Here is a 12,413-nt window from a genome sequence, read left to right as displayed (position 1 = left end):
CGCGCACATAGCCCGATCGGGGGATGGCGGCGCGGGCGAACCGGCTTCAGCGTAGTGCGATCGTGCTATGGAGCCCGGATGTCCGGAGAGGAGGAAATTCTGGACCTGATCTACGGCGCGGCTCTCGACCCGAGCCTCTGGACGCGGGTCATGGAGCGGGTCGCCGATCAGGTGGGCGGCGGAGGCGCCACACTGGCCAGGTTGAGCGTCGTCGATGGGTCGGGCGAGGCGCTGCTGGCGCGCTCGGACCCGGAAACGCTTCGCACCTACGCCGAGCATTTCGAACGCCGCAACGTGCTGACCGTGGTGGAGGACCCCACGGCCTACCGCCAGGGCCGGACAGCCGGGGTCGCGACGGAAGAGGCGGCCCTGTCGCGCGCGGCGTTCGAGCGGAGCGAGTTCTACAACGACTTTCTCAAGCCGCAGGACATCGACTCGGCGCTCTGGATCCGCCTGGAGCTGGCGGAGCGCGAAGTGTGCACGATCACGGTAGGCCGGCCGGAGCGTCGGGGACGCTTCGAGACGTCCGACATGGCAGCGGCCGTCCGGCTGCGGCCGCATCTCGTCCGGGCCTACAAGATGGGGCGCAACCTCGCCGGCCGCCTGGGGCTGGCGCACGACCTGACCCAGGCGGTCGAGGGCTCGCTCCACGCGATCCTGATCCTCGACGCCTCAGGCCGGGTGGTCCACGCGAACCGCCGCGCCGCGTCGCTGCTGGGCGAGGACCGCGGGCTCGGGCTCGCGGCCGGACGGCTCTTCGCGTCCAACCCACAAGCCAATGCAACCCTGCAGAAGCTCATCGCGAGCGGCCTGGCGGCGGGCGGCGACAGGGCGGGCGGCGCGATGGGCGTTCCGTCGCCGACCCGGCGGTTGCCGCTGGCGCTGCGCACCTCGCCGATCCCGGGCCGCGACATGCCGATATTCGGTGCGCCGGGCGGTCTGCTGGTCTCGGTCGCGGACCTCGATCGCCAGCTTCGCTCGCCCGCTGACGAGCTGCGCCTCCTGTTCGGACTGACCGCGGCCGAGGCCCGGCTCGCGGACGCCGTGTTCGAGGGCTTGAGCCTGCCCGAGGCGGCGGACCGCTTCGGCCTGAGCCTGCATACGGTCCGCTTCCAGATCGCCCGGGTGTTCGAGAAGTCGGGCGTCGCGCGCCAGACGGACCTCGTCAAACTGATGATGCGGCTGGCGGGGTAGCCCCGTCAGGCGGCGGCGGGCTGCCGCCGACGCGTCCGGATGGCGGCGCCGGCCGCGCCGAAGCCCAGGATCATCATCGCCCAGGTCGCCGGTTCCGGGACGCCGCCCGGGGGCGCCGGGAAGTCCACGCTGGCGACGGAGCCCGGCGCCTGGCGCGCATCGAGCTGGCCGGAGAACAGCAGGGTGTCGCCCGCGCCGAAGATGCTCACGTTCCAGAAATCGCGTGCACGGCAGCAGTCGGTGCGGCCTCTGATGCTGAGGCTGGAGAGCGTCGCGATCCGGCCCAGCTGAATCGTCAGCTTCTCGAGCCCATCCCCGCTGCCCGAGTAGTAGGGCGAGAAGACGGACGCGTCGATCGCGTCGCCCGCCGATGTCCCAAAGCCGCTGCTCACCGCGCTCGCCGAGGCTCCCTCGGCGGCCGACGCGACGTTGTCCAGCGAGCCGAGCTCCAGCGCCTGGACGTCGAAGATCTGCAGGAAATCCGGGACTGCGCTGCTGATCTCGATGCGCACCGCGTCGACGACGGGGGTCGCGGCGGTCGCGGCTGCGGCGACGGCGACCGCGCACGCGGTGGTCAGGCCTGCTATGATCTGCCGAAGGTAGGACAAGGTAAGCTCCGGTGGTTCTTCGTGGTCGCCGCCAGCCTCGCCCGACCGACCGGATCGCCGCATCCGCCGAACGCGCTATGCTCGAAAGGCGACCGGCGCTCGCCTTTTCCGGGAGCCCGGCTTTCCATTGACCCGCGCGCCGCCGCGCGCCCATAGGGCCCCTCGCCCAGAATCGACGCACTTTCCCCACGATGCCCAAGTCCTCCGCCCAGCCCCTTCCCGACCTCTTCGGCGACGACGCCCTGAACCCCGTGCCGGCCGCGCCCCTGGCCGAAAGCCATGAGCCGCGCGCGGACGCGGCCGTGACCAAGGGCGGCGGCTATTCGGCCAAGGACATCGAGGTCCTCGAGGGGCTGGAGCCCGTGCGCAAGCGGCCGGGCATGTACATCGGGGGCACCGACGAGCGGGCGCTGCACCACCTGTTCGCCGAGGTGCTGGACAACGCCATGGACGAGGCCGTGGCCGGCCACGCCAAGGTGATCACGGTCAGCCTCGACGCCGACGGCCAGCTCACCGTCACCGACGACGGCCGCGGCATCCCCGTCGACCCGCACCCGAAGCATCCGGGCAAGTCGGCGCTGGAAGTGATCATGACCGTCCTGCACTCGGGCGGGAAGTTCTCGGGCAAGGCGTATGAGACGTCCGGCGGCCTGCACGGCGTGGGCGTGTCCGTCGTCAACGCGCTCTCCGAGCGGGTCGAGGTGACCGTCTGGAAGGACGGCTTCGAGTGGCGCCAGGCCTTCACCCGCGGCAAGCCGGTGGGCGGCATCGAGAAGATCGGGCCGACGCGCAAGAAGGGCACCCAGATCGCCTTCACGCCCGATCCCGTCATCTTCGGCGAGAGCGTGGCCTTCAAGCCGGCGCGGCTCTACCGGATGGCGCGATCCAAGGCCTACCTCTTCGGGGGCGTCGAGATCCGCTGGCGCTGCGATCCCGGCCGCATCCAGGACCAGACGCCGCCCGAGGCGGTGTTCCGCTTCCCCAACGGCCTCGCCGACTTCCTGGCCGAGCGCGTGAAGTCGCTGGAAACGGTGACGCCCGAGCCCTTCACCGGCCGCTACGAGCGGCCGGGCGAAACCGGCAAGGTGGAATGGGCGGTGGCCTGGACGCCGGCGGGGTTCGGCGAGGCCGACGGCTTCATGCAGTCCTACTGCAACACCGTGCCCACGCCGGAGGGCGGCACGCACGAGAGCGGACTGCGCGCCGCGCTCACCCGGGGCCTCAAGCAGTACGCCGAGATGGTGGGCGAGAAGCGCGGCGGCCTCATCACCGCCGACGACGTGGTGGCCCAGGCCGGCGCGCTGGTCAGCGTGTTCATCCGCGACCCCGAGTTCCAGGGCCAGACCAAGGAGAAGCTGTCGTCTTCCGAGGCCCAGCGTCTGGTCGAGAAGGCGGTCGCCGATCCCTTCGACCACTGGCTGACGGCGCAGCCCAAGGCGGCCAGCGCCCTGCTCACCTTCGTGGTCGAGCGCGCCGAAGAGCGCCTCAAGCGCCGCAAGGAGAAGGAGGTCGCCCGCGCCTCGGCCACCCGCAAGCTGCGGCTGCCCGGCAAGCTGGCCGACTGCGCCGGCTCCTCGACGGAGGGGACGGAGCTGTTCCTGGTCGAGGGCGACTCGGCCGGCGGCTCGGCCAAGCAGGCGCGCGACCGCAAGACCCAGGCGATCCTGCCGCTGCGGGGCAAGATCCTGAACGTCGCCTCGGCGTCGGTCGACAAGTTCGGCGGCAACAAGGAGCTGTCGGACCTGCTGCTGGCCCTGGGCGCGCAGACGGGCTCGAAGTTCAGGGAAGAGGACCTGCGCTACGACCGCATCGTCATCATGACCGACGCCGACGTCGACGGCGCCCACATCGCGAGCCTGCTGATCACCTTCTTCTACCGGACCATGCCCGGCCTGATCCGCTCGGGCCGCCTCTACCTCGCCCTGCCGCCGCTCTACCGGCTGAGCCACGGCGGCAAGGCGGTCTACGCCCGGGACAACGAACACCGCGACGAGCTCCTGGCCACCGAGTTCAAGGGCAAGAAGCCCGAGATCAGCCGGTTCAAGGGGCTGGGCGAGATGATGCCGGCGCAGCTCAAGGAAACCACCATGGACCCCAAGACCCGCACGCTGGCGCGGGTCACCCTGCCCCGCTCCGAGGAGCAGGTGGAGGACCTGGTCGAGGCGCTGATGGGCCGCAAGCCCGAGCTGCGGTTCCGCTTTATCCAGGAGAACGCCGAGTTCGCCGCGGCGGACCTCGACATCTAGCCCGGAACGGCCGCCCGCAGGGACGCGTTTGGGCTCCGGACCAGGAGCTCGCGATGGCCAAGCCGAAGAAGCGTTCGAAGGGACTGATCCCGAAGCGGATCGCTGGCGTGAAGGTGCCCAAGGCGGTCCGCAAGGGCCGCTTCGGCGAACTGCTGGCGTCCAGGACCGGCCAGGCAGTGATCGCACAGGCGATCCTGGGCGCAGGCGCGGTGGCCGCCGGCATGAAGGCCGCCGACAATCCCGAGGTCCGCGCGCGGGCCCGGGCCGCCAAGACGACGGCCGCCAACGAAGCCCATGACGCCGCCGACGCCGCCGCCTCCGCGGGCTCGGCGCTCGCCTACGCCCTGGGCGAAGCGGCCCACGCCTTTGCCGAAGCCCTGAAGCGGGGCGGGCCGAAGGCGGCCGCCTCCGGACCCCCGGATGCCGACGCCCCGGCGTCCCCGTCCCTGGCGCGACAATAGGCGAGGCGCGCCGAAATGGGCGGCTCAGGCGCCGGCCGATGAACTCCGTCGAGCAGCGTGCGTTGACAGCGGGACCGTCCGACGTATGTTCCGCGCGCGCGGCGATCTCCGTCCGCGCCGCCGCGTGGCCCTACCCCACCCCGGGAGCGCTCCGCACTCATCGTTAGCGAATGACCGAATTTTCCGATCTGGGGCTCTCGCCCGCGACCCTCGCCGCTGTGGCCGAGACCGGCTACACCACCGCCACGCCGATCCAGGCCTCGGCGATCCCCGTGGCGCTGGCGGGGCGCGACGTCCTGGGGATCGCCCAGACCGGCACCGGCAAGACCGCCGCCTTCACCCTGCCGCTCATCGACAAGCTGGCCGCGGGCCGGGCGCGGGCGCGCATGCCCCGCGCGCTGGTCATCGCGCCGACGCGCGAGCTGGCCGACCAGGTGGCCGCGAGCTTCGAGAAGTACTCCAAGGGCCAGAAGCTGACCTGGGCGCTGCTCATCGGCGGCGTCTCGTTCACCGACCAGGAGCTGAAGCTGGACCGGGGCGTCGACGTGCTCATCGCCACGCCCGGCCGCCTGCTGGACCACTTCGAGCGCGGCAAGCTGCTGCTCACGGGCGTGCAGATCATGGTGGTCGACGAGGCCGACCGCATGCTCGACATGGGCTTCATCCCGGACATCGAGCGCATCTTCAAGCTGACGCCGCCCAAGAAGCAGACGCTGTTCTTCTCAGCGACCATGCCGCCTGAGATCACGCGGCTCACCAAGCAGTTCCTCAACGACCCGACCCGGATCGAGGCGGCGCGCCCCGCCACCACCGCCGAGACCATCACCCAGAACATCGTGCGGCTGCCCACGGCGGACCCGAAGGCCAAGCGCACGGCGCTGCGGGCCCTGATCGGCCGCGACGACGTGAAGAACGGCATCGTCTTCTGCAACCGCAAGAGCGAGGTCGACATCGTCGCCAAGTCGCTCAAGAAGCACGGCCTGGACGCCGCGCCGATCCACGGCGATCTGGACCAGTCCACCCGCATGCGCACGCTGGAGGCTTTCCGGAAGGGCGAGCTGAAGCTCTTGTGCGCGTCCGACGTGGCGGCCCGCGGCCTCGACATCCCGGACGTGAGCCACGTCTTCAACTACGACGTCCCGCACCACGCCGACGACTATGTGCACCGGATCGGCCGCACGGGCCGGGCCGGCCGGTCGGGCCAGGCCTTCATGATCGTGACGCCGGTCGACTCCAAGAACCTGGACAAGGTGCTGAAGCTCACCGGCAAGGCGCCCGAGGAGATCACCCTCGAGGGGATCGACTGGGCGAGCATCAAGGATGAGCCCCGCAGCGGCGGCCGCGGCGCGCGCGAGCGCGGGGGCGGCCGGGGCCGCGATCGTGACCGCGGTGATCGTGACCGCGGCGGTCGTGAGCGCGACCGCGCGCTTCGCGAACCGCGCCCGCCGCGCGAGGAGCCGGCCGCGAGCGCCGCGCCCGCGCCCGAACCCGCCGAGGCGGCCGCGCCGTCGCCCGAACGCAGCCGGCGCCCGCGCCGGGACGCCCCCGCCGAGCGGCCCGCGCGCACGGACCGCCCTGCCCGCCCCGATCGGACCGAGCCGGCGCGCGCCGCGGAGCGTCCGCGACGCGAGCCAGATGAGGATCGCGACGGCGTCCGCGGCTTCGGCGGCGACACGCCGGCGTTCCTCATGCGCCCGACGCCACGAGCCCGCGACGATTAATCGGCGGCTTTAACGGACCATTTGCGGTCGGCGCGTACGCTATCGACCCATGCCGTCGGACATCGACATCTATATCCGCAGCCCCAAGGCCTATGACTGGGCCCGGCAGGCGATCGAGGCCATGGAAGCCCACAAGGTGTGGCCGACGGCCGTGAACTTCGAACTGTGGGTGCACTACGTTGCAGCCAAGGACAGTCGCGTCACCGCCGCGATCGACACCGTGCTGCAGTCCGGCGCCCCGTTCACGGACCAGGTGGGCGAGGCGATCGCGGAGCAGCACCTGCCGCACGCCAAGCTCTCGGGCGAGATCCTCGACGCCGGCAAGAGCCTGACCGAAGAACTGGACAGCGTCTCGCGCGCCATCGAATCGGCGCGGGAGACGACCGAATCGTACGGCCAGCAACTGGCCACCGCGTCCGAGTCCCTGCAGGGCGAAGACGCCGAGGCGGTGCGGGCGATGGTCGAGAACCTGAGCGCCGCGACCCGCAAGGTCCGCGAGGAGAACGCCGCCCTGGAAAGCCAGCTGGCGGAGACCAACGACGAACTCGGCCGCCTGCGCGAGCACCTGGAACAGGTGCGCCGCGATGCGATGACCGACGCCCTCAGCAACCTGGCCAACCGCAAGGCCTTCGACGAGGCGCTCGAACAGGCCTGCGCCGATCCCAACGGCAAGGTGACCCTGGCCGTCGTGGACATCGACCACTTCAAGATCTTCAACGACACCTGGGGTCACCAGACCGGCGACCAGGTCATCCGGTACGTGGCCAGCGTGGTGGGGCGCATCGCGGAGACGGGACACCGCTTCGCCGCCCGCTACGGCGGGGAGGAATTCGCCGTGATCTTCCGCGGCGAGGCCAGCGAGGTGGCCCTGCAGGCCCTCGAGGGGGCCCGCGAGGAGATCAGCTCGCGAATCCTCAAGCGCCGCTCTACCAACGAGGACCTGGGCGCGATCACCATCTCGTCCGGCATCGCCGAACGGCGCGCGGCCGAGTCGCCCAGCGCCCTGCTGGAACGCGCCGACACGGCGCTCTACGCCTCCAAGCGCGGCGGGCGCAACCGCACCACCGTGGCGGGCGCGGAAGAGGCCCCGAAAGCCGCCTGACCCGCGCCGCCCGGCGTTTCGGCCTTGGCTGACGCGGGGGTACTCTGCCTTCGATTGGGCTCAAGAGTTCAACGGAGGACGCCCCATGGACGGCGCGCAGGCTCCCGCCAAGGTCAAGACGACCATCCAGGACGGGATCGGCATCATCACGCTCTCGGACCCCGGCACGCTCAACGCCGCCGGGATCGACCTGATGCAGGAACTGCAGGCGAGCTTCGACGAGCTCGCCTACGGCGACAAGGCGCGGGCCATCGTCATCACCGGCGAGGGCCGCGGCTTCTGCTCGGGCGCCAACCTCTCGGGCGGCGGCTCGGCCGGCCGCGCGACCGACGGCGGCACGGGTCCCAACCAGGCGCTGCTGCGCACCTTCAACCCGTTCGTCTCGGCCGTGCGCAAGTCGCCCAAGCCCCTCGTCTCGGCGGTCAACGGCGTGGCCGCCGGCGTCGGCGTGTCGCTCGCGGTGGCGGCCGACCTCGTGGTCGCGGCCGAGAGCGCCTACTTCCTGCTGGCGTTCCGCCGCATCGGCCTCGTCCCGGACGGCGGCGCGACCTGGATGCTGCCCAAGCTGATCGGCAAGGCCCGGGCGATGGAGCTGATGCTGCTGGGCGAGAAGCTGCCGGCGAAGACGGCGGCCGAATGGGGCCTGATCAACAAGTGCGTGCCCGACGCCGAGCTGATGGACGCGGCGATGCAGTACGCCCGCGCCCTGGCCGACGGGCCGGCCTCGCTCGCGCTTACCCGCAACCTGGTGTGGGACTCGCTGGACTCGGCGTGGCACGAGCAGCTCGAGGCCGAGGCCTACGCGCAAGGGATCGCGGCCCGGACGAAGGACGCCCGCGAGGGCATCATGGCGTTCGTGGAAAAGCGCCCGGCGAAGTTCACGGGCCAGTAGCCTCACCCGTTCGGACCGAGCCGTCTGAACCGTAGAATTCGAAGGCCCTCGCGTTCCCCGCGGGGGCCTTTTCTCTGCGGGCTAAGCCATAAGCCCCGTACTCAAGGCCCGGTCATCCCGGCGAAGGCCGGGATCCACATGGAATGGCTCAGTTGGGGGTTCCGCAGGCTCGGAGCCCTTCCCTTCACGGTCTCGCACGTGGATCTGGGTCCCGGCGTTCGCCGGGACAATCGGAAGAATCAACGATACCGAGCGGGTCTGAAGCCTATCCGCCGCGCGTCCGCCGCAGCTTCTCGAGCTCTTCCTCGATGAGGCGGTCCCGGATGCCCTCGCCGTTCATGTAGACGGAGGCGCCGTGGGCGGCGAGGCCGATGCCCCAGCCCAGCATGGGCCAGATGGGCCAGAAGTAGTCGCCGAAGTCGCCCGTCGCGATGTAGATCGCCACCAGGCCGGCGTTGACCATGACATAGGCCAGCAGGTGGCTGCGGAAGGCCAGCTTCATGTCCGCTCGGCGGATGGCCAGGCGGCGCAGTTCGACGTCGTCGGTCATGTCGGGTCCAGAGTTGCTGGGCACAGGATACCCCGTTCGAACCGTCAGTCGAGTTTCACTGGTGTAATGGTTACGCTCTCGCCGCAACCGCACGCATCGGTCTCGTTCGGATTGCGGAACACGAACTTCGCGGACAGCCGGCTGACCTCGTAGTCGATCACGGTGCCGAGCAGGAACAGCACGGCCTTCGGCTCCACCAGGATGGTCACGCCCTTGTCCTCGACCACCTCGTCGAGAGGGTCGGCCGCCTCGGCGTACTCCAGGACGTACTCCTGGCCCGCGCAGCCGCCGTTCTTCACGCCGACGCGGAGGCCGGCGTAGGGCTTCTCGGCCTTGGCCATGATCTCGCGGACGCGCTCGGCGGCCGCATCCGTGAGGGTGACGACCTTGGGCCGGGGGCGGCGCGCGCGCGGCGCGGGAGTGGCGTCGAGGTGGGTCATCAGAACATGTTGAGCGCGAGCTTGGCCTCGTCGCTCATCCTTGAGGGGTCCCAGGGCGGATCGAAGACGAGGTCGACCTTCACCGAGCGCACCTCGGGGATCTCGCCGACGGCGTCCTCCACCCAGCCGGGCATCTCGCCGGCCACCGGGCAGCCGGGCGCGGTGAGCGTCATGTCGATCGCCACGTCCTTGTCGTCCGAGACGTCGACCTTGTAGATCAGGCCCAGCTCGTAGATGTCGACCGGGATCTCCGGGTCGTACACGGTCTTCAGCTTCTCGATCAGCTGATCGGTGAGCGCGTCGAGCTCCGCCTGAGAGAGCGGCGGGCTGGGGGTCGGCTCGATGGTCGCGGCGTCGTCCATGGGGCTCATGCGGTTACGCGAAGAATGCCTGAGTCTTCGTGAGCGCATCCACGAAGGCGTCGGCCTCTTCCAGGGTGTTATATAGGGCGAAGGATGCGCGGGCGCTCGACGTGACGCCGAAACGTCGCATCAGGGGCTCGGCGCAGTGCGTGCCGGCGCGGACCGCCACGCCATAGCGGTCGAGGATCTGCGCCACGTCGTGGGCATGGGCGCCGTCCACGGTGAAGGAGAGGATGGCCCCCTTCCCCGGCGCCTCGCCGATCACCCGCAGCCAGTTCATGCCCTGCAGCCGTTCGCGGACATGGGCGTAGAGGGCGTGCTCGTGCTCGGCGATGGCGACGCGGTCCTGCGTCGACAGCCAGTCGATCGCGGCGCCCAGGCCGATGGCCTCGAGAATCGCGGGCGTGCCGGCCTCGAAGCGGTGCGGCGGGTCGGCGTAGGTGATCTCGTCCTGGCTGACGATGCCGATCATCTCGCCCCCGCCCTGGTAGGGCGGCAGCGCGGCCAGCCGGTCGGCCTTTCCGTAGAGGATGCCGATGCCGGTCGGTCCGTAGAGCTTGTGGCCGGAGAAGACGTAGAAGTCGCAGTCGATGTCCTTCACGTCGACCGGCTTGTGGACGATGGCCTGGCAGCCGTCGAGCAGCACCAGGGCCCCGGCCTCATGCGCCATGCGGGTGAGCGCCTTGGCGTCGTTGATGGTGCCCAGCACGTTCGACATGTGGCTGAGCGCGACGACCCGGGTCCTGGGGCCCAGCAGGCTCTGGAAGTGCTCGAGGTCGAGCGCGCCGTCGTCGGTGACGCGGGTCCACTTCAGCACGACGCCCTTGCGCTCGCGCAGGAAGTGCCAGGGCACGATGTTGGCGTGGTGCTCCATCTCGGTGAGCACGATCTCGTCGCCCGCCTGCAGCGATGCGCCGATCCCGGCGGCCACGAGGTTCACCGCCTCGGTGCCGCCCTTGGTGAAGACGATCTCGGCGGGTTCGGCGCCGATGAAGCCGGCCACCTTGTTCCGCGCGGCCTCGTAGGCGTCGGTCGTCTCGTTGGCCAGCGTGTGCAGGCCGCGGTGGACGTTGGCGTAGGAGTGCTCCATCGCGTTCGTCATCGCCTCGATGACGGCGCGCGGCTTCTGCGCCGAGGCGGCCGAGTCCAGATAGACCAGCGGCTTGCCGTGGACATGCCGCAGCAGGATCGGGAACTCGGCGCGGGCCGCCTCGACGTCGAACGCCATGGTCAGACCCTCAGCCTTTCCGCGACCCAGGCGCGCACGACCTCGCGGGCGCCCTCGTGCTGGATGCGGTCCACGACCTCGCCCACGAACGCCTCGGTGAGCAGGGCGCGGGCCTCGGACTCGGGAATGCCGCGCTGGCGGGCGTAGAACAGAGCGTCCTCGTCGAGGGCGCCGACCGTGTTGCCATGGGCGCAGGAGACGTCGTCGGCGTAGATCTCGAGCTCGGGCTTGGCGTCGACCTCGGCGCGGTCCGACAGGATGAGGGCGTGGTGGCCCATGCGCGCGTCGGTCCGGTCGGCCCCCTCGGCGACGACGATCCGGCCCTGGAACACACCGCGCGCCTGGTCGCGCACGACGCCCTTGGCGAGCTGGGACGTCCGCCCGTCGAGCCCAGCGTGGGTCACGACGGTGGTCAGGTCGGCGTGGCGCTTGCCGTCGAGCAGGTAGATCGCGTCCAGCCGCAGGTCGGCGTGGCCGCCGGGATGCCGGACCCCTGTCTGCAGCCGCTGCCGCCGGGCGCCGCCGGTGACCACCGTCTGGACGAAGGACGCGTTCGGCGCGAGCTCAACCTCGGCCTGGCTGACGTTGACCCCCTCCGGGTCGTCGCCGGCCAGGATGATCCGCTCGACCTGGGCGCCGACGCCCAGGCTGAACATCAGCGACGTCTGCGCGAGGTAGGCGCCCTCGCCCTCGTAGCTCTCCAGCAGCACGAGCCGGGCGTCGGCCTCCACGTCGATCGAGATCCGGGCGGCGTGCGCCCCGTCCCCGCGGCCGACGATGCGCAGGGCCACGGTCCGCTCGCGCACCGGCTCGACGGCGATGTGGGCGGCGCCTTCCCCATTGGCCACGACGACCACCTCGTCGACCAGCGCGTCGAAGGGGCCCGGGCCGGGATCCCCGGCCAGCGGGCGCGACGGCGGCGGCACGTCGCGGATCAGCCCGCGCAGGTCGGTCCAGCGCCAGTCCTCGTCGCGCTTGCCGGGGAGCAGGGCGGCGTCCCGCGCGCGTATGGCCGCGGCGACGGTCATCCCTCCGCTCCGATGACAAGGCGGGAGAAGCCGAGGAAACCCATCACGCGGCCGCCTTCGCGTACTTCTCGTAGCCCTCGCGCTCGAGCTGGAGGGCGAGTTCCGGGCCGCCCGAGGCCACGATGCGGCCGCCGGCCAGGACGTGCACACGATCGGGTCTGATGTAGTCCAGCAGGCGCTGGTAGTGCGTGATGACCAGCATGGCGCGGTCCGGCCCGCGCAGGGCGTTCACCCCGTCGGCGACGATGCGCAGGGCGTCCACGTCCAGGCCGGAATCGGTCTCGTCCAGGATCAGGATGCGCGGCGAAAGCATCGCCATCTGAAGGATTTCCATCCGCTTCTTCTCACCGCCGGAGAAGCCGACGTTGAGCGCGCGCTTCAGCATGTCGAAATCCATCTTCAGCTCGCCGGCCTTGGCCCGGGCGAGCTTCAGGAACTCAGGCGCCGTGACCTCGGGCTCGCCGCGGGCCTTCTTCTGGGCGTTCAGCGCCGTGCGGATGAAGGTCAGCGCCGGGACGCCCGGGATCTCCAGCGGATACTGGAACGAGAGGAACACGCCCCTGGCCGCCCGCTCGTTCGGC

At 70.7% G+C, this 12,413-nt stretch carries 13 protein-coding genes; 6 read left to right on the top strand and 7 right to left on the bottom strand.

The genetic code is table 11. The features are described 5' to 3' along the window. The first annotated feature begins 78 nt into the window (after nucleotides 1–78). Complete coding sequence (locus JNK30_RS18675; protein WP_293484547.1) at nucleotides 79–1,194, top strand: helix-turn-helix transcriptional regulator; 1,116 nt, start codon at nucleotides 79–81, stop codon at nucleotides 1,192–1,194. A gap of 5 nt (nucleotides 1,195–1,199) precedes the next feature. On the opposite strand, the gene JNK30_RS18670 is transcribed toward JNK30_RS18675, so the two are convergent. Then, nucleotides 1,200–1,802 (bottom strand): PEPxxWA-CTERM sorting domain-containing protein, encoded by a 603-nt coding sequence (locus JNK30_RS18670; protein WP_293484545.1) that lies wholly within the window; start codon nucleotides 1,800–1,802, stop codon nucleotides 1,200–1,202. A 191-nt stretch (nucleotides 1,803–1,993) separates the two neighbouring features. Between JNK30_RS18670 and parE the strand changes: the two genes are divergently transcribed. The 5 genes from parE to JNK30_RS18645 all read left to right on the top strand — a co-directional run bounded on the left by parE (nucleotide 1,994) and on the right by JNK30_RS18645 (nucleotide 8,224). Continuing rightward, nucleotides 1,994–4,048 (top strand): DNA topoisomerase IV subunit B, encoded by a 2,055-nt coding sequence (gene parE, locus JNK30_RS18665; RefSeq protein ID WP_293484543.1) that lies wholly within the window; start codon nucleotides 1,994–1,996, stop codon nucleotides 4,046–4,048. A 53-nt stretch (nucleotides 4,049–4,101) separates the two neighbouring features. Further along, on the top strand, nucleotides 4,102–4,509 hold the full coding sequence (locus JNK30_RS18660) for a hypothetical protein (protein WP_293484542.1): 408 nt from the start codon (nucleotides 4,102–4,104) through the stop codon (nucleotides 4,507–4,509). A gap of 170 nt (nucleotides 4,510–4,679) precedes the next feature. Further along, nucleotides 4,680–6,230 (top strand): DEAD/DEAH box helicase, encoded by a 1,551-nt coding sequence (locus tag JNK30_RS18655; RefSeq protein WP_293484540.1) that lies wholly within the window; start codon nucleotides 4,680–4,682, stop codon nucleotides 6,228–6,230. 49 nt (nucleotides 6,231–6,279) lie between these two features. Next, a complete protein-coding gene (locus tag JNK30_RS18650) occupies nucleotides 6,280–7,332 on the top strand; it encodes a GGDEF domain-containing protein (RefSeq protein ID WP_293484538.1) in 1,053 nt (350 codons plus the stop codon). 85 nt (nucleotides 7,333–7,417) lie between these two features. Further along, entirely contained in the window at nucleotides 7,418–8,224 is an 807-nt protein-coding gene (locus tag JNK30_RS18645) for an enoyl-CoA hydratase/isomerase (RefSeq protein WP_293484536.1), read from the top strand. A 265-nt stretch (nucleotides 8,225–8,489) separates the two neighbouring features. On the opposite strand, the gene JNK30_RS18640 is transcribed toward JNK30_RS18645, so the two are convergent. From JNK30_RS18640 to sufC, 6 genes are all read right to left on the bottom strand, one after another. After that, nucleotides 8,490–8,774, bottom strand: coding sequence for a 2TM domain-containing protein (locus JNK30_RS18640; protein ID WP_293484534.1), 285 nt, complete (start codon nucleotides 8,772–8,774; stop codon nucleotides 8,490–8,492). 44 nt (nucleotides 8,775–8,818) lie between these two features. Then, on the bottom strand, nucleotides 8,819–9,214 hold the full coding sequence (locus tag JNK30_RS18635) for an iron-sulfur cluster assembly accessory protein (RefSeq protein WP_293484532.1): 396 nt from the start codon (nucleotides 9,212–9,214) through the stop codon (nucleotides 8,819–8,821). Beyond that, entirely contained in the window at nucleotides 9,214–9,576 is a 363-nt protein-coding gene (locus JNK30_RS18630; RefSeq protein ID WP_293484606.1) for an SUF system Fe-S cluster assembly protein, read from the bottom strand. Before JNK30_RS18630 ends, JNK30_RS18635 begins: the two co-directional genes overlap by 1 nt. A 13-nt stretch (nucleotides 9,577–9,589) precedes the next feature. Then, a complete protein-coding gene (locus tag JNK30_RS18625) occupies nucleotides 9,590–10,804 on the bottom strand; it encodes a cysteine desulfurase (RefSeq protein WP_293484530.1) in 1,215 nt (404 codons plus the stop codon). A gap of 2 nt (nucleotides 10,805–10,806) precedes the next feature. After that, complete coding sequence (gene sufD / locus JNK30_RS18620) at nucleotides 10,807–11,832, bottom strand: Fe-S cluster assembly protein SufD (protein ID WP_293484529.1); 1,026 nt, start codon at nucleotides 11,830–11,832, stop codon at nucleotides 10,807–10,809. A gap of 43 nt (nucleotides 11,833–11,875) precedes the next feature. Beyond that, the coding region (sufC, locus tag JNK30_RS18615; protein WP_293484528.1) for a Fe-S cluster assembly ATPase SufC at nucleotides 11,876–12,413 on the bottom strand (538 nt) is incomplete at its 5' end.

The sequence above is a fragment of the Phenylobacterium sp. genome, from assembly GCF_016793225.1.
Classification (GTDB): domain Bacteria; phylum Pseudomonadota; class Alphaproteobacteria; order Caulobacterales; family Caulobacteraceae; genus Phenylobacterium.
This window is presented reverse-complemented; position numbering and strand designations above follow the sequence as displayed.